At 32.3% G+C, this 25,789-nt stretch carries 19 protein-coding genes; 6 read left to right on the top strand and 13 right to left on the bottom strand.

Features of this window, described 5'->3' with window-relative positions:
• Positions 1–28 precede the first annotated feature (28 nt).
• From glgX to EI427_RS13390, 4 genes are all read right to left on the bottom strand, one after another.
• Positions 29–2,107, bottom strand: a complete 2,079-nt coding sequence (gene glgX / locus EI427_RS13405; protein ID WP_126615461.1) for a glycogen debranching protein GlgX — start codon at positions 2,105–2,107, stop codon at positions 29–31.
• A gap of 77 nt (positions 2,108–2,184) precedes the next feature.
• Positions 2,185–3,504, bottom strand: coding sequence for a UDP-N-acetylglucosamine 1-carboxyvinyltransferase (gene murA, locus EI427_RS13400; protein ID WP_126615459.1), 1,320 nt, complete (start codon positions 3,502–3,504; stop codon positions 2,185–2,187).
• Positions 3,505–3,679: 175 nt separating this feature from the next.
• Positions 3,680–4,315, bottom strand: coding sequence for a peroxiredoxin family protein (locus tag EI427_RS13395; protein ID WP_126615457.1), 636 nt, complete (start codon positions 4,313–4,315; stop codon positions 3,680–3,682).
• Positions 4,316–4,407: 92 nt separating this feature from the next.
• A complete protein-coding gene (locus EI427_RS13390) occupies positions 4,408–5,619 on the bottom strand; it encodes a chorismate-binding protein (protein WP_126615455.1) in 1,212 nt (403 codons plus the stop codon).
• A 240-nt stretch (positions 5,620–5,859) separates the two neighbouring features.
• Here EI427_RS13390 and EI427_RS13385 point away from each other — a divergent pair, with 240 nt between their 5' ends.
• The 5 genes from EI427_RS13385 (at position 5,860) to EI427_RS13365 (ending at position 12,627) form a co-directional block, all read left to right on the top strand.
• The gene (locus EI427_RS13385; RefSeq protein ID WP_205727857.1) at positions 5,860–7,746 is read left to right on the top strand and encodes a DUF885 family protein; all 1,887 of its coding nucleotides are present in this window, start codon (positions 5,860–5,862) and stop codon (positions 7,744–7,746) included.
• Positions 7,747–7,847: 101 nt separating this feature from the next.
• Positions 7,848–8,603 carry an alpha/beta fold hydrolase gene (locus tag EI427_RS13380; protein WP_126615451.1) on the top strand — a complete coding sequence of 252 codons (756 nt, stop codon included), beginning with the start codon at positions 7,848–7,850 and terminating at the stop codon, positions 8,601–8,603.
• 170 nt (positions 8,604–8,773) lie between these two features.
• Complete coding sequence (locus EI427_RS13375; RefSeq protein ID WP_126615449.1) at positions 8,774–9,445, top strand: CBS domain-containing protein; 672 nt, start codon at positions 8,774–8,776, stop codon at positions 9,443–9,445.
• 1 nt (position 9,446) lies between these two features.
• On the top strand, positions 9,447–10,334 hold the full coding sequence (locus EI427_RS13370; RefSeq protein WP_126615447.1) for an NAD kinase: 888 nt from the start codon (positions 9,447–9,449) through the stop codon (positions 10,332–10,334).
• Between the two features lie 232 nt (positions 10,335–10,566).
• Positions 10,567–12,627: a M3 family metallopeptidase gene (locus tag EI427_RS13365; RefSeq protein ID WP_240655305.1), complete on the top strand. Its 2,061-nt coding sequence runs from the start codon at positions 10,567–10,569 to the stop codon at positions 12,625–12,627.
• 119 nt (positions 12,628–12,746) lie between these two features.
• Here EI427_RS13365 and EI427_RS13360 read toward each other — a convergent pair whose 3' ends face one another.
• From EI427_RS13360 to miaA, 9 genes are all read right to left on the bottom strand, one after another.
• Entirely contained in the window at positions 12,747–13,826 is a 1,080-nt protein-coding gene (locus EI427_RS13360) for a DKNYY domain-containing protein (RefSeq protein WP_126615443.1), read from the bottom strand.
• A 175-nt stretch (positions 13,827–14,001) separates the two neighbouring features.
• On the bottom strand, positions 14,002–15,711 hold the full coding sequence (locus tag EI427_RS13355) for a T9SS type A sorting domain-containing protein (RefSeq protein ID WP_126615441.1): 1,710 nt from the start codon (positions 15,709–15,711) through the stop codon (positions 14,002–14,004).
• A gap of 88 nt (positions 15,712–15,799) precedes the next feature.
• The gene (locus EI427_RS13350) at positions 15,800–16,666 is read right to left on the bottom strand and encodes a YkgJ family cysteine cluster protein (RefSeq protein ID WP_126615439.1); all 867 of its coding nucleotides are present in this window, start codon (positions 16,664–16,666) and stop codon (positions 15,800–15,802) included.
• A 270-nt stretch (positions 16,667–16,936) separates the two neighbouring features.
• Positions 16,937–19,111 (bottom strand): DNA helicase RecQ, encoded by a 2,175-nt coding sequence (gene recQ, locus EI427_RS13345; protein WP_126615437.1) that lies wholly within the window; start codon positions 19,109–19,111, stop codon positions 16,937–16,939.
• A gap of 279 nt (positions 19,112–19,390) precedes the next feature.
• Positions 19,391–20,443 carry a response regulator gene (locus EI427_RS13340; RefSeq protein WP_126615435.1) on the bottom strand — a complete coding sequence of 351 codons (1,053 nt, stop codon included), beginning with the start codon at positions 20,441–20,443 and terminating at the stop codon, positions 19,391–19,393.
• On the bottom strand, positions 20,415–22,103 hold the full coding sequence (locus tag EI427_RS13335) for a sensor histidine kinase (RefSeq protein ID WP_126615433.1): 1,689 nt from the start codon (positions 22,101–22,103) through the stop codon (positions 20,415–20,417). Before EI427_RS13335 ends, EI427_RS13340 begins: the two co-directional genes overlap by 29 nt.
• Before the next feature lie 12 nt (positions 22,104–22,115).
• Positions 22,116–22,562 carry a response regulator gene (locus EI427_RS13330; RefSeq protein WP_240655304.1) on the bottom strand — a complete coding sequence of 149 codons (447 nt, stop codon included), beginning with the start codon at positions 22,560–22,562 and terminating at the stop codon, positions 22,116–22,118.
• Between the two features lie 41 nt (positions 22,563–22,603).
• Positions 22,604–24,094 (bottom strand): PAS domain-containing sensor histidine kinase, encoded by a 1,491-nt coding sequence (locus EI427_RS13325; RefSeq protein ID WP_126615429.1) that lies wholly within the window; start codon positions 24,092–24,094, stop codon positions 22,604–22,606.
• Positions 24,095–24,102: 8 nt separating this feature from the next.
• Positions 24,103–25,011: a tRNA (adenosine(37)-N6)-dimethylallyltransferase MiaA gene (gene miaA / locus EI427_RS13320; protein ID WP_126615428.1), complete on the bottom strand. Its 909-nt coding sequence runs from the start codon at positions 25,009–25,011 to the stop codon at positions 24,103–24,105.
• A gap of 123 nt (positions 25,012–25,134) precedes the next feature.
• Here miaA and EI427_RS13315 point away from each other — a divergent pair, with 123 nt between their 5' ends.
• Positions 25,135–25,737: a thymidine kinase gene (locus EI427_RS13315; protein WP_126615426.1), complete on the top strand. Its 603-nt coding sequence runs from the start codon at positions 25,135–25,137 to the stop codon at positions 25,735–25,737.
• Positions 25,738–25,789: the final 52 nt, after the last annotated feature.

Genomic DNA, 25,789 nt, shown 5'->3' with positions numbered 1-25,789 from the left:
AAAGTAATTTGATGAGGTCTTTTATATTTTATACTGATTGTAAAACAACTACTGATCTAGCTTCCAACCCGTATACACCGTGTGCTATAATTGGAGCATCTTCTTCGCTACAAATATCATAAGGTGAGGGTTTTCCTGTATCAATAATGGCTTTCCATTGTGTATGTTTAGCATCTATTGTTGGTTCTGGAACTTCAAATTCCAACTTATCCCAAAAAGTATTTACCATTATAAAAAGCTGTTCTCCAGTGTTTGGAGAAGTTAGCATATAAGCAATTGCATGTGAGTTTCCTTTCCAATCAGGATAGTCAAATTCTACACCATGCCATGTAATAATTGGCCTTCTTGCTCTAGCCTTAGAACTCCAAAAGCGTTCTGTTTGGAATACTTCGTGCTTTAAATTGAATTGAATAAGAAGTTTTGTGAAACGTAACATTTCACTGTTTTGATCTGGATCATTCCAATTAAACCAACTCAACTCATTATCTTGACAATAGGCGTTATTATTACCATGTTGTGTTTTACGCACTTCATCGCCCATTAATATCATAGGTGTACCTTGTGATAATAATAGTAACGTGAAAAAGTTCTTTGTTTGGCGTTGTCTCAGGTTATCTGTTTCTCCATTTTCAGCAAAACCTTCATTACCATGGTTCCAACTAAAGTTATCATTACTACCATCATTATTATGTTCACCATTTGCGAGGTTATGTTTCCCATTATAAGAAACTAAATCGTTCATAGTAAAACCATCATGACAAGTAATAAAGTTGATACTTCTGTTAGGGTCTCTATCTTCTTGTTCTTTAAAAATATGGTGCGATCCCTCTACACAACCTGCAAAAGAACCAACAAGATCGTTATCTCCTTTAACAAATCTTCTGAGTACATCACGGTAGACTCCATTCCACTCGCTCCATCTATCACCAACAAAAGAACCTACTTGGTATAACCCTGCAGCATCCCATGCTTCAGCAATCATTTTTGTTCCAGCAAGAATTGGTTCAGACTCAATCTCCCATAAAATTGGAGGATTTTCAGAAGGATTACCATATTCATCTCTAGAAAGTACAGAAGCTAAGTCGAAACGGAAACCATCAACATGCATTTCTGATACCCAATAACGTAATGAGTCCATAATCATTCTTCTAACAACAGAATGATTGGCGTTAAATGAGTTACCACACCCAGAGAAATCTAAGAATTCATTATTGTTCTCTTTATCCGTAATATAGTAAGTTGTAGCATCAAGACCTTTGAAATTAATTGTAGGTCCTTCTTTTGGTCCTACTTCTGTGGTATGATTGTATACAACATCTAAAATTACTTCGATTCCTGCTTTATGCAATGCTTTCACCATGTCCTTAAACTCATTTACTGGGCTTGTAGGATCATTTTTATCCATTGCATACGCATTATGCGGAGCAAAGAAGTTTACTGGGCTATATCCCCAATAATTAATTCTATTTTTAGGAGCATCATGAGGATCAAATTGATAGATAGGTAAAAGCTCTACAGCTGTTATACCTAATTCTTGTAGATAAGGAATTTTATCAATTAGTCCTTTATATGTACCTCTTTTATTTTTATCTAAACCAGATGAGGGATCTTTAGTGAAACCTGCAACGTGCATTTCATAGATAATAGTTTTAGAATAGGGTCTTGAAAGAGGTTTGTCACCTTCCCAATCATATTTACTATCATCAATAACAATACTCTTTAAAGCATGAATGCAATTGTCTCCAGGGCGCATTGCTGCTTTTCTAGAGTAATTAGCGTTCATACATACAGCCTTTGCATAAGGGTCTACTAAAACCTTACTTCCATCAAACCAATGTCCTTTTTCTGGTATGAAATCTCCAAAGGCACGGTATCCATATACCTGTCCGTGTCCAACACCTTCTACAAATACATGCCAGTAGTAGAATGTTTTGTTTGTATCAGGATTTAATCTGATGACTTGAAATGGTCTTGGACTATCTTTGTCTGTAAATAGTAGTAGTTCAATAACTGTAGCACCCTTAGAGTAGATACAAAAATTGGTTCCTTCTTTAGTAACTGTAGCTCCTAATGGGTAACTGTTACCTTTGGAATATTTCACACTCATCGCTTTCGCTTTATTTTTCTAATAGTATTTAAAAAAATAAAGAGGAGCTAATCGTTAACTCCTCTTTAATTTTATTATTAACGACGTTCGATTTTAGCACCAATTGCTCTCAAACGTTCATCTATAAATTGATAACCTCTATCTATCTGATCGATATTAGAAATTACACTTGTTCCTTCTGCAGATAGTGCGGCAATTAATAATGCTTGGCCTGCACGGATATCTGGAGAACTCATTTGTATACCTCTTAAGTTAGATGTTCTATCTAAGCCAATTACGGTTGCTCTGTGTGGATCATTTAAAATGATTTGAGCACCCATGTCAATTAATTTATCGACAAAGAAAAGACGACTTTCGAACATTTTTTGATGTACAAGTACTGTTCCTTTTGCTTGAATAGCAACCACAAGTACTATACTTAGTAAATCTGGTGTAAATAAAGGCCAAGGTCCATCAGCAACTGTAAGTATAGATCCGTCAATAAAACGATCTAAATTGTAATGCTCTTGAGCAGGAATATAAATATCGTCTCCTCTAAACTCCATTTCAATACCTAATTTCTTAAATACTGTAGGAATTTGTCCTAATTCATCAATTCTACAATTTTTGATAGTTAGCTCAGATTGTGTCATTGCTGCCAACCCAATAAAACTACCAATTTCAATCATATCAGGAAGCATTGTATGCGTTGTGCCTCCTAACTTAGTAACACCTTCTATAGAAAGTAAATTAGAACCATATCCTGTAATATTTGCCCCCATTCTATTCAACATTTTACAAAGTTGTTGAATGTACGGCTCACAAGCAGCATTGTATAACGTAGTTTTACCTTTCGCCATTACTGCACCCATAATAATGTTTGCTGTTCCCGTTACAGACGGCTCGTCTAATAAAATATAAGTACCCTCTAAATGAGTAGCATCAATTTTAAAGAAACCATCTTCTGTATATTCAAACTTAGCTCCTAACTTTTTAAAGCCTAAAAAGTGAGTGTCTAGTCTTCTTCTTCCAATTTTATCTCCACCTGGTTTAGGAATTTTACCTTCACCATAACGTGCTAATAATGGTCCTAAAACCATAATAGAACCTCTTAGTTTCGATGCTTTATCAGAATATTCTTTAGAATGTAAATGGTTTATGTTAATATCTTTAGCTTCAAATTCGAAAGAACCTTCTCCTAATTTTTTAACATTAACACCAAGATCAGCTAGAATATCTATCAACTTCATTACATCAATAATATTGGGGATATTATGGATTGTAACTTTATCTTCTGTAAGCAATACGGCACACAAAATTTGTAACGCCTCGTTTTTTGCACCTTGTGGTGTAATTTCGCCACTTAGTTTATGGCCTCCTTCTACAATAAATTCTCCAGATCCTGTTGATGCTGACATAGTCTAATAACTTTATATTTAAAGGTTACTTTTAGAAGTAGTGATCCTCTTTTTAATTAATAAAAACTTTAGTAACCTATTATTTTAAAATGGGTGTGTATAAAAATAAGAAGAGATACTTTTAAAAGAAAAGTATCTCGTTCCAATATTAATAAATTCGATATAAAAAGACTATTTATTCTTGATTCAAAGCATTAATAATTTCAGTTGGGCTCATTCTGTTGGAATATTGAGGATCATATTGCTTTGCTATTATAGTTCCATCCGTACCAATAATGAAAGTTGCAGGTACGGGTAATGCTGCCTGTTTGATGGCATTATTAGCAGCAATATCTGTAAAAAGAAATGTTTTTATTTTCTTCTGATATTTTTCAGTTACCTCAAATGTTACTTTATACCCATTCATAATACTTAAATCTTTATCACTAATCATGGAGAAAGTAAATTCTTTTTTAGTGGCAAAATCATTTAAAGAATTTTGCTCTTCGGGGCTAATCATAACTAAAGTAGCTCCCGTTGCATTAATTTCATCTAAAGAATCGCGTAAGCTTTTTAAATGCTTATAACATGATGGGCACCAACTACCACGAAAAAAATTAACAACAACAGGTCCTTTTTTTAATAATTCTGATAATTGAATTGGATTTCCATTCTGATCTACTCCTGTAAATTGAGGAGCGATATCACCAACATTTAATCCTGGTTGTAGCGTGTTAACTTCAATGCCATATTTTTTATAGATATCTTTTTCTTGAGCAAAAGTAATTTGATGTAAAAAAAGTAAACTGATTATGGAGATTAGATATTTCATAAGTATAAATTTTATTGATTTTACTAAAAAAATAATGCTTTTGATTTATAGACAATCAAAAGCATTAAAACTGACAAATATTGAAATAATTTTTAGCTATGAAGATGTTTCAACATAGTATCCATCTTTATTTCTGTTTCGTTCCATTCTTTTTCAGCATCAGAATCTTCTGTTATTCCGGCACCTGCATAGAGAAGGGCGTGATCATTAAAAATTTGTAAACATCTAAGATTTACAAATAAATGATTTCTATTTCTTAAACCAATTGGTCCTATATAACCACTGTATAAAGAACGATTATAATGTTCGTTGTCTAATATAAATTGTGTTGCCACCTCTTTAGGCATTCCACAAACGGCAGATGTAGGATGTAGTAGATCTAACATAACAGTACCTAATTGAGGAAAGTTTGTTGCTTTTGTATCTACTTTAAAATCTGTACGCAGGTGTAATAAATGAGCAGCAGCCACTGTACGAGGTCCCTTTTCATCAAATTCCCTTAATCGAATTTTCTTAAAGCAATTGATAATATACCTACTAACCAATGCTTGTTCTTCAATTTCTTTACTTTTCCAAGAGGCATCTTTAGGTAACATACCATTACTAGCTTGAGTACCAGCAAGAGCAACAGTTCTAAAAATACCATTCTCGTCTACACTAATAAGTGTTTCTGGAGAGGCACCCATCCAAAGGCCTATCTTAGGAATAAAACAAACCGAAATAAATGCATTAGGATAGGCTTTACATAATCTATGGAAGAAATGAATTGGAGAAAAGTCGTCTTTTAAAGGTGCTTCTTTCGTTCTAGATAATACTACTTTTAGGAAAGCATCATTCTTCATGGCTTCAATACTATTATCTACAATAGAGGTGAAGTGTTCTTTAGAAGTTGGAGGGAAATGCTCTTTAAGCATATTATCCTTCCATTTATTTAGAGGTTTATTCTGCTTAAAATCAGTTAAGGCTTTTTCTACTTTTACCTTCGTTTCAAAATCATAATCAGTAGAAAATTGAATTTCGGGTAAATCAGAAGTATAATAGATATCAGCAGGAATTAAAAACGCTTTATTATCTTGATCTTGAAAAGGTCTAGCTAAAAAACCATTAGGTAAGTTTTCTAGGTCAGAAGTTACTCTTAATGCTTCCTTTTGTAGGGATACAACAATACTTTGCGTATTTTCATTGGGCATTTTCCAGGCCGCAAATGGTTGTCCACTATTGAGTGCAACTGCTAAAACAGTATCAAAATCTAAAGTAGCATTTTCTACTTTTGTTGATATTATATTTTGTGACTTTTTTTCCAAAATTATAAAAACTCGATGGTTCTTCTTAATTAACTGAAAATGAACGAGTATGTTCTTTTTCTTTAAGATTTATTAGCCTAGTATTTGCAAATGTATAAGTTTAAGGTCGATAATTGTTGATTGAAACCTGAAAACATTGTTAACGGATTAGTAGTAACAGTAGTATAAAGACTTTCTTTAATGAAATTTAATCATAATTATAGAGCCTATTATCGTAATAAAATAGCAAATCATTTAAAAATGAAGTGGTGGCTATATTTACGCATCCTATGTTTTATTGGAATTATAAGTTTTGTAGGTGATAGATTAAATGTATGGTACTTTAAACCTGCAAAATTATATACATTATTAGACCGTCTTTTTTATGATTATGCAAAAGAACATCCAGAGGTACTAACCAAAACAAAATTTTTTAAATGGCCATATATAACTCCAGGCATGGAAGGACATTTAAATGATGTGTCAATTTTTCAAGAAGAATTAGATGTTAACTATTCTCATAAAGAATTTGAGTTCCTAGAGCGTTATAATCAAGATGAACTTTCTAAATCGGAACAATTTTCTGCCGCTATTTTTAAGTTTATTATTGAAGATGAGATTTTAGAAAATGATTTATACAGTGGTACTGTCTATGCTATTGATCATATAAATGGTATACAAGTACAGTTACCAATGTTTATGATTAATAACCATGAAATTAACTCAATTACAGATGCAAATAATTACATTCTTAGGCTAGAAGAAGTTCAAGACAAAGTTTCTGAGCTTATTTCTGGCAATAGATTGTACCCAACCGATAGTGAACAACTAATCACTACGAAAAATATATTATTTAGGAGAAAAGGGGAATCTTTAGAAGAATGCATTCATCATTTTCATATTAATGAACAGATAGTAAAGCCACCTCAAAGTATTCTTAGAAGAGTAGAAGAACAATTGATATCTTTCTTAGATGTGCCTTTTGAAAAAAATATTATCTACCAAGACTTTTTACATAAGTTAGAAAGTTCTGATGATGAACGAATTCGTAAGAATATTCCAGAATTAAAATACGGAATAAAAAGAGCTTTAGAAGGAGCTGTAATTCCATCTTTTGATGCATTAAGACGTACGGTAACCGAACTGATAATGCAACAAGCTCCATCTGAAATTACAGTAATGCAATATGATTTGGGAGTTCCTTATTACCAGCAAAGGTTAAAGAGGACTTTAGGTTTTAATGATCAGATAATAGATTATGAGTACCGCCCACAAATAATGTATAACCTAGGAAAGAAGTTAGTTTACAGAGAAAAGAAAAAATTAAGAACCTTATTTTTAGAGGAAGGGATAGAAGAGGGGGCAACTTTAAAAGAGAAGGCTGAAATTTATTTTAAGGAGAAGAATAAAAATAAATCCTTAGGTGTAGATTTATATATTGCCGATTTTATTCAATCCTTTTCTTCAGCTCCACAGTATTTTACAAAAGAGAAACAAGTAGAATATTATATTCAACCCAGTATTCTTGATGGTATATCAATTGAACCTTTTTATTTTGAAGGGAGTTTTGATTATAGTAGAAAAAGTAAAATATATTTTTCAGACTCTATTTCAATTTATACACAAAATACGTTATTGCCCACTGCATTAAGTATGGCTGCTGAACACCAATGGAAAGGAAGTATAATAACAAATACTTCATTACCTCTTTTTAGACGAAATTTAAGTATTCCATTTATGGAAGAATTTTGGAAGAACGTATATTTATACAATTATTTTATTAATGCATCTTTAGAGCAAAGAATTGAATGGACAATGTGGCGTTTACAAAATGCTATTTATATGGAGACTGATTTAGGTATTCACAACTTATTGTGGACTAGAACCGAAGCGGTAGCTTATGTATTCGATAATTCACTTTTAACCAAAGGAGATTCAGAAAAAATTGTAGACCAATGTGCAGGTGCTATTTCAGATAATGTTGCTCGTGGAATGGCAATTTATATTACAGATTTATTAATTGAAGAAGGAAAGATTTCTGTTGATAATCAATTAAATAAAAAGAATTTAGATTATCTGTTTCATGAGGGTGGAGTTCTATTTGAACAATTTAAGGAAATAATGTTTGTGAATAAAGATCAAAATTAATACAACCTTGATCTTTAAGATATACTGTTAATGTGTAAAGGTTAAATTAAATAGTATCTTTGCACGTATTTTTATAGCAACGATTATAGTAAATAAGCAATATGAGTTTAACTATTCGAGAAAAAGACGGATTCAAATACATTGATGAAGGAGAAGGAGAAGTTCTAATTTTATTACATGGACTTTTCGGAGCTCTAAGTAACTGGGCAGAGGTGCTAGGTTATTTTTCAGGTAGATACCGTGTGGTTATTCCAATGCTTCCAATCTATGATTCACCTAGAAGTGAATCTAATTTGGAAGGCCTTGTCGCTTATACAGAAAATTTTGTTTCTGAATTTGGCTTCGAAGAATTTTCTTTATTAGGAAATAGCTTAGGAGGTCACGTTGCTTTAATGTTTACATTGGCTAACCCAACGTCTGTTAAAAAGCTTATTTTAACTGGTAGTTCTGGGTTATACGAAACAGGTATGGGATTATCCTATCCAAAAAGAGGTAGTTACGATTTTATTAAGGATAGAGTAGGATATACATTCTACAACCCTGAAGTAGCTACTAAAGAACTTGTAGACGAGGTTTACGAGGTTACTTCTGATAATGCAAAATGTTTACGTATAGTTTATTATGCAAGATCAGCACAGAAGCACAACCTTCGTGAAGAGCTAAAAGATATAAAATGCCCTACATTATTAATCTGGGGACTTAATGATACGATCACTCCTCCACATTCTGGACATGAGTTTAACCGTTTAATACCAAATTCAACTTTGTTCTTTGTAGATAAATGTTGTCATGTTCCAATGATGGAACATCCAAATAGATTTAACATGTTAGTAGACGATTTCTTGAGAAATAACTAGTAATAATGTAGTTTAGAGAAACCTTCAAATAATTTCTCTAAAGTTAGAACAGAGAAATTTGAATAAATAATAATACTATTTCATAATTTGGGAGGTAAAGTTGATGTATATCAGTAATTTATCTCCCAAATTGTGTTTATACATATCTTTTCATCAAAATATTTAGATGTATGCAATTAGCAAAAGATCTGTTGACAACCACATTACCAGCAATACACAAAGACACTAGTCTTGAATGTGTATTTTCTTATTTTGAAGAATGTAATATTCTCTCTTTACCAGTTGTAGAAGAAGACCGTTACTTAGGAATGGTAATGGAACGAGATTTCTTTGATTTAGATTTAAGTCAAGGTGTAAAATCTGTAAAGCTTCCATTATCCTTCGAAGAAGTGTCTGTTCTTCCTGCTGCTCATCTCTATGATGTACTTAGAGTCGTAGACGAATATGATGTTGAAATCGTCCCTGTTGTCGATAAAGAAAATAAATATCATGGCACTATAATAATAGACGACATGATGCAGAAGATAGCCCAAATGCATTCCGACCAAATTAAAGGAAACATTATTGCATTACGCATGGAAGCTATCCATTATTCCCTAGAAGATTTAAGTAGATGGGTTGAACAAAATAGCATTAAGATTCTAAGTGTTTTTGTTGAAGCCGATAAGAATGATCCTAAAATGGTTGTTGTTACCTTAAAATTGAATAAGGTAGAAGTAGAGCCAGTTTTAGCAACTTTTGAGCGTTTTAGTTTAAATGTGATTTATTCTTCATCTCTTACAGAGAATTCTGAAAACAGTCAGGATCGTTTAGATAATTTAATGCGTTACTTAGAAATTTAGAATGAAACTCGCCTTACACAGTAGAAAACTTGAAACGGAACGAAGTAAATTTTTAATTGATTCAATTCAGGATATTTTAAATAGAGTTGAATTTGAATTAATTATTTCTGATGCTTTAGCTCCATATTTAGAAAAAGTTGCACCAGAAATGTATGCTCAACTTAGTGTATTCAGTACAACTGAAGAATTAAGGGGTGTAGATTTTATGATTTCTATTGGAGGAGATGGTACTCTTTTACAAGCACTAACGTATGTGCAAGAATTAGAGATTCCGATTGTAGGAGTTAATGCAGGAAGATTGGGGTTTTTAGCCTCTATACAAAGAGAAAACTTCTCTAACACTTTAGATTCTTTAATTAATGGATATTATTCTATTGATGAACGAACAATGTTAGGATTAGTAAGTGATAGAGAAGACCTATTTGGAGGAATAAAATTTGGACTTAATGAATTTACAATATTGAAAAGAGATACTTCTTCAATGATTGTAGTTCATACCTACTTAAATGGAGAATACCTCAACTCGTATTGGGCAGATGGTTTGATTGTATCTACACCTTCTGGATCTACAGGATATTCTTTAAGTGTTGGAGGACCTGTTGTAATACCAGGTTCCGAAAATTTTATTATTTCGCCAGTTTGTCCGCATAATTTAAATGTACGCCCTTTAATCGTTTCAGATCAGAGTGTAATATCTTTCGAAATAGAAGGACGAAGTAAAAATTTCTTAGTATCCTTAGATTCAAGATCTGAAGCAGTAGATGCAACGATCGAACTAGCCGTAAAGAAATGTGCTTTTAAAGCCAAATTAGTGAGTATTGGTGGTGGAGATAAATTCTTAGAAACACTGCGAAAGAAACTTAATTGGGGGCTTGATAACCGTAATTAATCATAACCTATTTTATAAGTAGAATTAGTTTTCTACAGTTTTACGCCATTATTGACAATCAGTTTTAGAATGAAAATAAACCAATAGAAAGTGGTTAGATTTCTTATTCTAATTTTTGTCGATGCGTTCATTAACTTCAACAATCAAAAATTCATTTATTATGAAATCCTTTTCAATTAGTACAATTATTATTGGACTGAGTTGTTTATTATTTAGCTGTTCATCTAACAATATGACAGAATCAAGTAACCCTTTATTGCAAGAATGGACAGGCCCTTATGGTGGAGTTCCAGCATTTGATAAAATGCATTTATCTGATCTAAAAAGTGCAATAGAGGAAGGTATGGAAATGCATCTTCAAGAAATTGATGTTATAGCAAACAATACAGAAGCACCTTCTTTCGAGAATACAATTGTTGCTATGGAAAAGGCAGGTAAACCATTGGATAGGGCTTTTACCTATTATGGTATTTGGAGAAGTAATATGTCGTCTCCAGAATTAAGAGAAATAAGTAAAGAATTAGCACCAAAAATATCGACTTATTCATCAAAAATTAGCCAAAACACAAAACTATTTCAGCGTATTAAATCAGTTTATGAGGCTTCTCAATTAAAAGCTTTAGGAGACGAGGAACAACGAGTAGTAAAGTTAATTTACTCAAGTTTTGTAATGAATGGAGCTGACCTTGATGCTGATAAAAAGAAAAAATATGCTGAGATAAATCAAAAATTATCTAGTTTATATAATGACTTTTCGAATAATGTCTTGGCAGATGAAGAAAACTATGTTGTTTACTTAAAGAAAGATCAATTAAACGGCTTACCAGAATCATATATAAAATCTGCAGCAAAAACGGCAGAAGAAAAAGGACATGCGGGAGAGTATGCAATTACTAATACGCGTTCTTCTATGGAACCATTTTTAACGTATTCTGATGAAAGAAACCTAAGAGAGGTAGTTTGGTCGAATTATATTAAAAGAGGTGATAACCGAGATGAACATGATAATAATAAGATTATTACTGAAATTCTGAAACTACGTAATGAGCGTGTTCACCTTTTAGGATTTGATAATTACGCTACTTGGAGATTACAAGATAGAATGGCTAAAAATCCTAAAAATGCAATGGATTTGATGGAGAAAGTTTGGAAAGCTTCTACTGCTCGTGTAGTCGAAGAAGTGGCAGATATGCAATCTGTTGCTAACAAACGTGGTGATAAAATAACTATTGAGCCTTGGGATTACCGTTATTATGCAGAGAAGGTAAGAAAAGACAAATACGATTTAGATTCTGATGAAGTGAAGCAATATCTTCAGTTAGAAAAGTTACGTGAAGCTATGTTTTTTGTAGCAGGAGAGCTTTTTGATTTTGAATTTAAAGAATTGCCGAAGGGTAAAATCCCTGTTTTTCAAGAAGATGTACGTGTTTGGGAGGTATCTTACAAATCTACAACTAAGGTAATCGGTTTATGGTATTTAGATCCTTATGCTAGACAAGGAAAACGCTCTGGAGCTTGGGCAACAACTTACAGAAGTTTTACTTCTTTTGAAGGAAATAAAATTGTATTAGCATCTAATAATTCAAACTTTATTAAGCCTGCTCCTGGTGAGGTATCTTTAGTTTCTTGGAGTGATGCAGAGACATTCTTCCACGAATTTGGGCATGCATTGCATTTCTTATCTGCTAATGTGAAGTACCCTAAATCAAATAGTGGAGTAAGAGATTATACAGAATTCCAATCTCAATTATTAGAGCGTTGGTTGTCTACTGATAAAGTGATTAATGGTTTTCTTGTGCATCAAAAAACAGGTAAACCTATGCCAGCATCTTTAGTGAAGAAAATAAAAGCGGCATCGGCATTTAATCAAGGATTTAGTACGACAGAGTACTTAGCATCTGCTTTAATGGACATGAAATACCATACTGTAGATCCTACAAATATAGACCCTGTATCATTCGAGAAAGAGACATTAACTTCATTAGGAATGCCAAAAGAGATTGTAATGAGACACCGTTCAACTCAATTTGGTCACGTATTCTCAGGAGAGGGCTATGCGGCTGCATATTATGGTTATTTATGGGCAGATGTGCTAACATCAGATGCCGCAGAGGTGTTTGCAGAAGCTCCTAAAGGCTTTTATGATAAAGATGTAGCGTATAAACTTGTGAAATATTTATTCGCTCCACGTAATGCTATGGACCCTGCTGAGGCTTATAGAAAGTTTAGAGGTCATGATGCAAGTATTGATGCTTTAATGAAGGATAGAGGTTTTCCTGTTCCTAAAAAATAAAGTAACTTGTTTTTAATATAATAACCCCCTCTTTCTTAAAAGTAAATTACTTGTAGAAAGAGGGGGTTATTGTTTAAACGAAGTTCTATTTATTCTTAAGAGCGAGTTATAATTAGCTATTAATCATTTACAATTTCATTACCTCTGTAGGTGTTGTTTTTGTCTTTAAATAAACCAATTCCATCTTCATCTTTAGGTCCAAAAGTAGCTAAATCAACCCCTTCTATTTTATTGCCTTCGTAATATGCATTGTTTTTATCCTTGCTATACGCCTGGTATTTATATACAAAGAAAGTAGCTAAATCAACTCCTACTATTGGAGTACCTAAATAATAAATAGTGTTTTTATCGGAACCGTAAAAGGTATTATTCCAAAATTTAAAAGACGCTCTGTCTGCATTTGGTATCAATATATTTTCATGATATACCTTATCATCTACAAGAAGATAGTCATATTCTAAAACCTTCAATGTTTTTGAGTTTATAATAGGTAAAATAGTTAATGCATCCTCGGAATTTTCTATCCATCCTTTAAACGAATAGACATTGTCTTTATCAACTAAATAATGATCATCAATAGCTTTAACACTCTCTATATCTATTACAGAAATTATTATTTCATTGTCCTTATGTAAGTAAACGTTATTTTTATCTTTACTACCTACCTCATTAAGAATTTGAAAAGTTGCATAATCTACATCAACAGGCAGGTAATTATAGAAAAAGAGTTTGTCATCTTTGTTCCAGTTATAATCTATATTTTCGAAAGTAGAAGGATTGGCTCCTTTAATTTCTAGTAGCTGTTTTGAAGAGTCATTACTGTACGTGGAATTTAACCTAAGGTCATCAAAAGGTATATAGACATTGTTTTTATCATAAACTAAATGTTCTTGAACACGGAATGAACTATAGTCAACCTCATTTGTAATTGCGATGCTTTTGAAATAGATGTTGTTTTTATCCTTCCCATATTTTTGACTAAGCACTTCAAAGGTTCCAACATCAGCATTCATTTTTGTATTCCCAAGTTCAAACCAATTTCCCATAGGGCTATAATGAATAGCATCTTTAGTTCGGTTGTAATAGTAGCTGTCAGAAAGCGTTTTATTTACGGGGCCACTAAAAGGCATACAGGCTGTAAATAGGAATAATCCTGTTAGTACAATTATAGAAATTATGGCAATGCTAAATGTAGACATTTGGAGTTAAATGTTTGATAGATAGTAAATAAACTACTTTTTCACATTACTACAATCAATAATAACCAGTAATTTTAGATAAGTATAAAAAAGTGAGGCCCTATAATTTTTTATTGAGCCTCACTTCTTTAGAAAAATAATTTAATTAAGATGAAATTTAGAACCTAGCATGTATTTATTCTATAATTAATCTACGTGTTACTACATGTTCTATCGTTTCGAAAACTACATAGTAGATTCCTTTAGTAAAACCTTGTATTGGTACAATAACGTCTTGATTGTTTTTTGAGATTGTCTGAATTAATACTCCTGTTGAATTATATATTTTAATACTACCATTAAGAATTGATTTTACTGTAAAAGTAGTAGAAGTTGGATTAGGGTAGATATCCCAATTAACTTTGTTTATATCATTAATACCTGTTGGAATATCGCTATCTGGATATTCTTGTTCAGGGTAAGTATCATCAGGGAAAGGGTACTCGGGTGTAGCTCCATTATTAGAAGCTTTGAAAGCAATATCATCAATATAGATTAAAGCAGTATTACTTTTAATATTAGAGGATTTAAGTTTTATCTGTAATCTATCTCCATTGATAATATTTGTATCAGATGATGATGATCTGCTAAAAGGAGTTTCAATTTTTATCCATTTTCCTTTTTCTACATTACTAATATCAATAGTAACTGTAGTGAATGGTTTATTTAGAATAATATCTAACTCATCAACGGATGTAGATTCATCTATCCATATAGAAAAAGCAATTGAATTTGCCCCTTCAGGAAGATCTATAGACCCATAAGGTGAAAAGATGGAATAATCACCATTAAATGGAGCTTCATGTTGAAAGCGTAAACTAAAGTCTCCTGTTAGTGCTTTATCACTTTTCATTCTCCAATAAGAATTCTTACCAGACCACCAATTAATACTTCTCCCATTAAAGTAAAACGGTCCTTCAAAGCTAAGTGCATCGAAAAAAGATTTAGTTTCTTCTTTTTGCCATATTCTTACATAATCAATCAAAAATTCTGCAGGAGTTGTTAAATCTTGTTGTGTAGGTAAACCGTACCATCTAAAAACTTCTGAATCGAACCATATTTCTTGAGGATAATCGTGTTTCCATTGGTTTTTAGCTTCTAATTCTTCTCTTGTAGCAGATTGAATTAGTTGACCATTAAAATAGGTTTTTACATATTCTTTATCCCATTCAAAACCAAAAATATAGTAATCAGCTGCCATTCTAACATCCATTACTTTTTCAACTTTCCAGTCTTTATGGTCTTCAGGTTGGTCAGGATCCCAACTAATTAAGTTGGTTCTATATTTATTTTCTAAATCTGTAGGTCGGTTTTCTGGATTACCAATGGGCCGTTTTCCATAGTTTTCAACCATATCGATTTCACTGTGATAGCCAGTAGTCCAAAATGCGGAAGTTACAGGAGCGTCAGCTATTTTACATTTAATTTCCATATAGCCGTATTGGAAAAAAGTTTCACTCATTACACATGCTTGTGTAATTGGACTTGAAAGGTCTGCCGCTGTAGCAGAACCTCCATAGTAATAGCCATCATTTGTTTCGTTGGCAAATAAAAATGAGGGTTCCCATTGACTTGTTAGAATTAATTTTCCTCCTTCCACTTTTACATTTTGAGGAGCAAACTGGCCTGGAGCACGACCTTTCCACTTGTTCCTATAGTCATTATTTTCACCAAGAATCCACCATTTTGTTTTATTTAATTCGGATCCATTAAATTCATCGCTTACCCATTTATTTAATACCCACTTTTGCGAGTTTTCAGGGTCGGATACAGGATTGATTTGCCCCATAGCCGAGTAAGATACTGTAAGTAAGAGTAGCCAAAAAAAACGTCTTTTGTATTCCATAATTGTTTGATAGTTATGGAGTAAAAGTAAAATTTTTAATAAATAAAGACTTCCTCAAAATTACCATTATGGTTTTATCTATAGAATATTACTCTTTAGCACCATGGCTTTTTGCTGTTTCTATCCAATGTTCTGCAATTCCTTTTGTATCTGCACCCAATCCTCTTGATAGGTGTAAGGCCACGGCAATTAAAAGGACAGAAGCCTCGTGTACTTCTTGAAAGGTTTCTAGACCTCCAAATTGCTCTTGTATTTTATCTAGTAGTAAGTCATTGTGTTTTTGAGCAAAGGTAACGGGGTCATTACTTTCATCTGTTATTTGTGGAATCATCAAATAGTCTAACCATTCAGAGCCTATTCTTTGGGCTAATACCTCAGGCTTTTCATTGCCTATTGTTCGCCAAGCTGCTAATGTTTTTGTGTCTCCTGATGCAGCTAACCCTGTATCTAAGAGTAGTTCGAACCCAATATCAGCAATACTTTGCATTACTTTTAAATATTCATCTTGAGCAATTTCAAATGGTTCTGCTTTTTGCCCTTTTAAATATTCACCTACACTAAGTTGAGGTAAATCTAGAACTTCAGCACAATCTGTTAAACAAGGAAATTGTTTTCCTTCATAAATATAGTGAGCCTTATCAAATTGAATTTGTCTACCTAATGGATAAAGGCGACAAGCTAATGGGCGACCTAAGTGAACACTACATCCAAAATTATCTACATATTGACTACATGCTTTTTGCCCTTTTTTATCAGCCTTACCATTAAAGATTAATCGAATACCACCAAACTCACAGTAAAGATTACGAAATTCTTTAGCTGTAATTTTTTTCTCTTTACTGAAACTTAGTAATTCCCATGGGTTAAGCATTACCGCTTTGCCAAAACAACAAGATCCTGATCTAGAACAGGTAAGTGGTAATATACTTTTAGTACTTAGTTTAGTTGTATTCATTTTTTTAATTTTGATAAGCCCTTTATATCAACAAATGTAACAGTAAAATATTAACCATAATGTATCCATTTATACCAATGCTAATAAATAATACATTTGTTAAGATTGATAGAAATTAAAATACTAAATCTAGTGTTTAAATGCAGGTGTTTTATAGTAATATATGAGTTCTAAGAGACTGTACTTTTGAATATTGGAGGTCTTAAAAAGAAAATGGGTTACTTGATAATTAAATCAAATAACCCATTAATATAAAGTGTGTATTAATAATTAGTTCGCAACTTCCGATAAGAATTTAACGCGAATTAATCTAATTTCATCTTCACCAATTTCTTCATCTAGTTCATCATAAGCTACGTCTAAATCATCTGATTCAGCTTGCATGAAATATTCATAAATTTCATCCATTCTTTCATCATCCATGATCGTATCTATATAATAATCAAGATTTAATTTGGTACCAGAATCACATATATTTTCAATTTCATCAAGAACATCATCGAAAGAAATCTTTAAAGATTCTGCTATGTCTTCAATGTCTTGTTTTCGGTCGATCTGAAGTATGATAGATATTTTTGATTTTGACTTATTGACAGTAGATTTTACAACAACATCTTTTGCTGTTGTAATTTCATTTTTCTCAACAAAGTCAGCAATAATATCAATAAAAGGTTTACCAAATTTTTTAGCTTTACCAGCACCAACACCATTAATTTGCATTAATTCTTCCTGAGATGTAGGATAAGTAGTAGCCATTTCTTCTAAAGAAGGCTCTTGGAAAATAGCATAAGGAGGTATTCCTTTCTGGTTTGCAACTTTTTTCCTTTTCGCTTTTAAAATATCGAATAACTCTTTATCAAAAGTGTTAGTTACAACAGCTTCTTCGTTTAGAGCTTCTAATTCTGATGGCCACTGATAATCTTGCGTATAAGCTAAATCATACGGTTCTTTCTGATACTTTTTGCCTTTTTCAGTTACCTTAATTAAAGTAACATTTTCAACATCTTTTGACAAGAAACTGTTAATCATTGATTGTCTAATAATAGACTCCCAGTGTAGATTATCAAATTCGCTTCCTTTACCAAAAGTGCTTATTTCTGTATGGTTATAACTTTCTACATAATCAGATTTAGTACCAGTAAGTACATTACAAATGTGTTCTATACCAAATCTTGATGAAGTTTCTTCTACAGTTTTAAGTGCTAAAAGAATCTGATCTTTTGCGTTAAAAGATGCGTGTTTAGTTTTACAGTTATCGCAATGGTTACAGTTGTGTTCTACATCTTCTCCAAAATAATGGAGTAGCTGACGAGTTCTACAAACAGATGAATGAGCATAATAACTCATTTCTTGTAATAGAATATGAACATTTTCTCTTTCTGTAACAGATTTGTCTTTATGGAATTTTTCTAGTTTAGCTATATCACTTTCACTAAAAAGCATCATACAGAAAGATTCTAACCCATCTCTTCCGGCACGACCAGTTTCTTGGTAGTAACCTTCTAAAGATTTAGGAGCATCGTAGTGAATTACAAAACGAACATCGGGTTTATCAATACCCATACCGAAGGCAATTGTTGCTACAATTACATCGCAATCTTCGTTAAGAAATGCATCTTGATTTCCCATTCTTTGTCCAGAGTCCATGCCTGCATGGTAGGGCAAAGCATTTACGCCATTTATACGAAGAAACTCTGCAACTTCTTCTACCTTTTTACGACTGAGACAATAGATAATACCAGATTTGTTCTGATGATTTCTAATAAAACGAATCAGTTGAACTTTAGGCTCTGTTTTGGGTAGAATCTCATAGAATAAGTTATCTCTATGGAAAGATGATAAAAATATATTAGCATCTTCCATCTTAAGATTCTTCTGAATATCAGCCCTAACCTTAGGAGTAGCAGTTGCTGTAAGAGCAATAATTGGTAGATCACCAATAGCTTCTATAATTTGCTTTATTCTTCTATATTCAGGCCTAAAATCATGGCCCCATTCCGAAATACAATGTGCTTCATCTATCGCAATAAATGAAATATTTGATTTTCGAAGTAGTTTTATATTATCTTCTTTAGTTAATGATTCTGGAGCTACATAAAGTAGTTTAGTTTTCCCTTCAAGTGTTTCTTTTTTAACACGATTGGATTCACTTTTACTTAAAGTAGAGTTCAAAAAACTAGCATCCACGCCAAGTGCTTGTAATTGGTCCACCTGATTTTTCATTAAAGCTATCAGAGGAGAAATAACAATGGCTGTCCCTTCTTGCATAAGAGCAGGTAGCTGGTAGCATAATGATTTACCTGCACCTGTAGGCATAATTACAAAAGTATTCTTTCTATCAAGAATATGCTGAATAATCACTTCTTGATCACCTCTGAACTGATTATATCCAAATACTTCTTTTAATTTATCCTTTAACTGTGTTTGTACCTTAGTACTAGCCATATAATATTTTATAAATAGATTATCTGACAATACAAGTCAAAATAATTGAATCCACAAATAGAGTGTCTTTAGAAAGATGGTTGTCTTAAATATTTCCATCTTAATACATGAATATACAAAAACACAATTAGTTTTCATAGTAGTTATATCTAACCTGTAGTAATGGTTAGTAGTGTTTTTGTGTATACAAAGATAAAGCAGTAATGTTTAAAAAAAAGGATTCAAAAAAAAAGCCTGCAAAATAGATTGCAGGCTCCGGATAATTCTGAGTATTTTGAATTAATGACTTAGGCGTTCTAGCTTAGCTAAATCAATAATTGTAATGTTTTTATCTTTAATTTCTATTAACTTTTCATCTTTAAAATCTGATAAAGTACGAATTAAAGTTTCTTTTGCTGTACCAACAATTTTAGCCAAATCATCTCTAGTGATAGACATTCTTTCGTTAGGACCTTGTTGATAGCGTTTGTCTAATTGGAGTAAGACTTCTGCAACACGTTGTCTTACAGATCCATAAGCAAGTTTTAATAGTTTTTCTTCTTGTTCAATCACCTCTTTAGTTAATAATTTGATGAATGAATGAGAAACGTCTCTATTGCTGTGTATTAATGAGAAGAAATCTTCTTTAGGGATTAAAGTGATTTCACATTCCTCTAAAACCATTGCAGATTCTGGGTAAGGTACATCTTTTAATAAAGCAACATAGCCAAGGAATTCTCCAGGGCCATGAATACCTGTAATGTATTCTTTTCCGTCTTCGTTTGTTTTATATGTTTTTACTTTACCACTTACTATTTGTAATAAAGCATTTGGATGGTCTCCTTCATAAAAAAGAACACTTTTCTTTTTGTAAGAACGTGTTTTTCTATTTTCAGAAAGTTTATCCAAGTTATTCATGCCTCTCGCATCACTAATAAAAGAATCAAACCCTTCAGGAGATTGTTCATAGTGTTTTCTTACGATGTCACTTTTCTTTAAACGGCTTTCAATAGCATCTAAAAGTTCAACGTCATCAAAAGGTTTAGAAATATAGTCATCAGCACCGTGGCTCATTCCTCTTCTAAAATCTGATTTTTCTGCTTTTGCAGTTAAGAAAATAAATGGAATACTTGCTGTATTAGGGTCTTTGCTTAATGCAAAAAGAACACCGTAACCATCAAGTTCAGGCATCATGATATCACAAATAATCAAATCAGGTTGTTTCGCTCTTGCTCTTTCAATACCTACTTTACCGTTTTCGGCTGTTATAACATCATAATTTGAAAGCTCAAGTATTTCTGAAGTGTTTTCGCGCATTTCAGGATTATCCTCTATGAGTAGTATCTTTTTCATCTAATATTATTTTTTTCGGTATTGTAATTGAGAATGTTGTGCCTTTATCTTCAATACTCTCAAAAGATATTTTCCCATGAAGCATTTCAAGATATTTGTTAACTATATTCAATCCAAGGCCAGTACCTTGAATATTCATTGCATTTTCAGCTCTAAAGAAACGATCAAATAAATGTACCTGATCTTTTTCAGGAATTCCCATTCCTTCGTCTTTAATTGTTATCAACAGATTTTTTTCATCTATACAGCTATCAACCCATATTTTACTTCCGTGTCCGGAATATTTTATAGCATTTGAAAGTAAGTTGATAATAATATTTTTAAGAATCTGAGAATCTGTTTTTATCAACATATCGCCAGTGTGTTTTATAATGATTTTTTGTCCTTGCTTTTTAACAGGAGACATTTCATCACATAACCCTTCAATAAAATTATCAACTTTTATAGTTGATTTGTGTACCAATGATTTTCCTTCCTCTAATTTACTAATAGAAAGGAAATCATTCAAGATTTGTGTAAGATTGTTAACGCTTGATTTGATACGTTTGATATGTTTATTCCTTTTTTCGTGATATTCTTCAGAAGTATACCTAGAAATTAAAGAAACCGACGACATTATTGTGCTTAGAGGTGTTCTAAACTCATGCGATGCCATAGAAACAAACCTACTTTTTAACTCACTTAACTCACGTTCTTTTTGTAAAGATTTTTTAATTTCAGATTCAGCTTTACGTTGCTGTGTAATGTTTAGCATTACCACTAAAACTTGTTTTGTTTGCTTTCTACTATTCTTAATTGGAACAACAATTACAGAATAATTGAGGTCCTTATAATCAAAATCAAAAATCTGTTCTTCACCAGAATCAATTACAGACTTAGCAAGTTCAAATCTTGCATCATATTCTTTTGCTTTACTAGGATCATTCTTTCTAAGAAATTGAAAAAATTGAGCACCAATAATTTTATGGGCATCAAGCTCTAATTCTTTAAATCCTGTTCCATCAGCAAATAAATATTTTAGATTTTCATCTAAAACGGCAATGATACCATAAGGGAAGTTATGAGCAATTATTTTATAAATAGCCTGACTCTTTAAGAGTTCTTCTTCAGCTTTTTTCCTTTCGCTTATTTGTAACTCAAGATCTTCGTTAGAACGTTGTAAAGTTTTAATAGCTTTATCTAACTGCCTTGTACGGTCTTGTACTCTTTGCTCTAACTTTTCGTTCAGCTCACTAATATGGTTTAAGTGCCTACTGTGTAGAATACTGTGCCTAATAGCCCTCTCTAATTGTTGGGGCGTCATCTGACCTTTCACTAAATAATCTGAAGCACCAACAGTCATTGCTTTTTCATCAACCCTAACATCTCCTTGTCCAGTAAGAAGGATAAAAGGCTTGTGTTTACTGTCTTTTAAGGCTTCTATTATTAGATCTAAGCCACTTTTAGCTCCAAGTAGATAATCAACAATGTAAACATCATGTACACCATGATTGATGATAGAAATAGCATCATCAAAATTAGACACCCAATCCAGTTCATAGTTTCGATAGGGGATATCATCCAGAATATCTTCTGTAATGATATAATCATCCTCATCATCGTCAATCAGTAGTACTCTGACGACCATATGTGGTTGATCTAATTTATTCGAAAAAGGCATATTATTAATTAATTAATTCGGTAATCGCACTATTTGAAACCAATATTGATTTAATGATTTAACAATGTCAACCATTGAATCAAAGGTTACAGGTTTTGTAATAAATGAGCTAACCCCTAAGTTATAAGTTTTTAGCACATCTTCTTCATCATTAGATGTTGTTAATACAACAACAGGTATCTTTTTTAAAGATTCATCTAATTTAATTTCTTTTAAACATTCTCTGCCATCTTTTTTAGGCATATTTAAATCTAAAAGAATAAGGTCTGGTCTTGGGTATTTTTCTGTATCACTAAATTTTCCTTTGTGATTTAAATACTCCATAAGTTCCTCACCGTCTTCTACAAATATTAAGTTAGATGCAAGTTTACTCTCCTCGAATGCTTCTTGTGTGAGCATCCGATCTTCTGGATCGTCATCTGCGTAAAGTATTGTCATAGGATAATCTGATAATGACATTATATTTATTTTATTAAAAAATTAAATGTTAGAGATTAGTCTTAATCCTCCTCCATATCTATTCGTAACTTAACCGTAAATTCTGCACCAGCACCCTTTTCACTTTTGGCAGTAATATCACCACCATGTCGTTGAGCAATTTTTTTGCAAATTGCGAGTCCAATACCAGAGCCATCATATTTTCGTCCTTCTAAGCGTTGGAAAATTTGAAAAATTCGCTCATTATATTTTTCATCAAAACCAATTCCATTGTCTTTAAAAATAATGGAAATTTCGTTCTGTTTACTTTGATTTTTTTCTAAGTTAATTGAAATGATAGGGTGCTGATCACTTTTCCTAAATTTAATAGCATTTGAGATTAAATTCTGGAACAATTGTCTCATTTGTGTCTCATCACCTTTTATTGTTGGTAATTCAACAGTACGAAGATCTGCACCAGATTCATTAATTGCAATTTCAAGATCGGAAATAACATCCGTTAACACATTATTTAAGTCTATAGATACAAATGGTTTTGCTTTAGAAGAGATTCTAGAAAAACGGAGAAGGTCAGAGATAAGTTGTTGCATTCGCTCAGCAGAGTTCAGCATTCTATCTATATAATCTTGTCCTTTTTCAGAAAGGTTGTCTTTTTCTTTTCTCTGTAACCTGTCGCCAAATGCTCTAATTTTCCTTAGAGGTTCTTGCAAGTCATGAGAGCTTACATAAGCAAAATCTTCAAGTTCTCTATTTTTTAAAATGAGCTCTTGCATGTATTGTTTTACCTTGCTTTCATTTTCAATTCTTTCCGTTACATCTTCTGCAAATAGAATGATACCACTGATTTCTTGATCATTGTTGTACCAAGGGTGTGCTTCCCATTCAATCCATATGTTTTGATTATCTTTTCGTTGAATATAATCTAGTTTAGTACCAGACTTTTCACCCTTTAATACGTGATCAAAAATCTCGTACCATTCTGGCTTAAATTTAGTTGTTCCAGCAAGGTTTGAACCAATAATATCAGAAGATTTAGTAAAAAGAGTCTGACTCCATCTATTACTTGCAACTAAATAATTATAATCCCTATCTAGCATTGCAATAGCAGCAGGAGCATAATCCGCATAATATTCTAAAAGTTGTCTTTGTTCTAATACTTGTAGTTCAATTTCTTTTCTTTTAGAAATATCATGCACAAAAGCGGCGACATGAAATTCATTTTCGATTTGAAGATGGCTAATGCTTACTTCAACATAAAAAACAGTACCATTCTTTTTTTGAGCAATAAATTCTTTCCCTAATCCCATTGGTCTGGTTTTAGGGTCTTTAATATAATTATCTCTTAATTCTTTATGCGATTTTTTTAAAGAATCTGGTAAAAGAGTTTCTAAGTCTGCATCGATAAGTTCATCACCTTCGTATCCAAAAATAGCTACAGCCATTGGGTTAATAGCTATTATTTTCCCTTTTCTATTACATATTACTATCCCTTGTGATGCAGCATTAAAAAGGGTTGATAAGGTGTCGCCTTCTTTGTTAAATATATCTGACATAGTTTAGGTTAATCAAAGTTTTTAATTATTTCTAGGGCTTTATCCAATTCAGAAGGGTTAATCCAATGGGTAGATGCATCTCTTCTAAACCAACTTAATTGTTTTTTAGCATATCTTCTACTATTTCTTTTTAGTAGCTCAACAGCCGTATCCCAATCATGTTTTCCGTCCCAAAAATCAAATATTTCTTTATAGCCTACAGTTTGTAAGGCATTTTTATCTTTATAAGGTAGTAAGCTTTCAACTTCTTTTAAAAGTCCATTATCAAGCATCAAGTCCATTCTTAAATTAATACGATCATAGAGTTCTTGTCTATCTCTGTCTAATCCTAATTTTAAAATTTTGAAAGAACGTTCAGCAACATATTCTTTTCTTTGTGATGAATATTTCTCACCAGTAATTTCTATCACCTCTAATGCTCTGATAACACGTTGATAATTTGCTCTATCAACTTTTTGATAATATTCAGGATCTTTTATTTCAAGTTCTTTTAGTAAAGGAGCTAATCCTTCGTCTTTATGTCTTTGATTTAAATGAGCTCTAATCTCATCATTACTTGTAGGCATAGGATCAATACCTTTTGTAACGGCATCAACATACATTCCAGAGCCTCCAGATAAAATTACAAAGTCATGTTTTAAGAAAAGATGATCTAATAATTTTAACGCATCTTTTTCATAATGTCCAAAGCTATATTCATCTTTTATAGATAGATGTCCAACAAAATAATGTGGTACATTTAGCATCTCTTCTACAGTTGGGCGAGCAGTACCAATTTGCATCTCCTTAAAAAATTGTCTAGAGTCAGCATATACAACTTCAGTAGCTAATTTTTTAGCCAGTTGAACACAAAAATCTGTTTTTCCAACAGCAGTAGGACCAACTACAACTATTAAGACTTTTTCTTTATTTGACATTATTTGTTTTTATTTTTCTATACAATGCAAAGTTAACAATATCTACAAAAGCATTTCTAATCTTTATATGTTTTAAAGCAATCAAAATACTATCTTTGCCCCCGAGTAAATTTAATAATTATCATGTTTGTAGAACCTAGATTTCAAGACCGTACTGAAGAAAAAAGAATTGGATGGATTGAAGTAGTGTGTGGCTCAATGTTCTCTGGCAAAACTGAAGAGTTAATTCGTCGAGTAAACAGAGCTACAATTGCTAAGCAAGTTGTTCATATTTTTAAACCTGCAGTAGATACCCGTTACCACGAAGAAAATGTTGTTTCGCACAATGCAAACTCAATAATTTCAACTCCAGTGAAGACTGCAAGGGAAATTACACAATATGTTAGCGAAAATGAAGTTATAGCTATTGACGAGGCACAATTTTTCGATAACACTTTGGTAGATGTTTGTGTAGAGTTGGCTAATGCTGGTCATCGTATTCTTGTTTGCGGTTTAGATATGGATTTTCAAGGAAAACCTTTCGAACCAATGCCACAATTAATGGCAATTGCAGAATATGTAACAAAATTGCACGCTATTTGTGTTAATTGTGGTGAGCCTGCATTGTACTCTTACAGACTAACGGCATCAGAAGAACAAGTTTTATTAGGTGAAACAGATTCTTATGAAGCAAGGTGTCGGAAATGTTATCAAGAAGGTATGACTTCTCGTGGCTCAAATTCTTGATTTGTAGAGGGTTAGTTTTCTGCTAACGTTCTACGTCTTAAAGCAGAAAATA

The sequence above is a fragment of the Flammeovirga pectinis genome, from assembly GCF_003970675.1.
In the GTDB taxonomy this organism is placed as follows: Bacteria; Bacteroidota; Bacteroidia; order Cytophagales; family Flammeovirgaceae; genus Flammeovirga; species Flammeovirga pectinis.
Note: the sequence above shows the minus strand (reverse complement) of the source record. Positions and strands in the feature narration are given on the sequence as shown.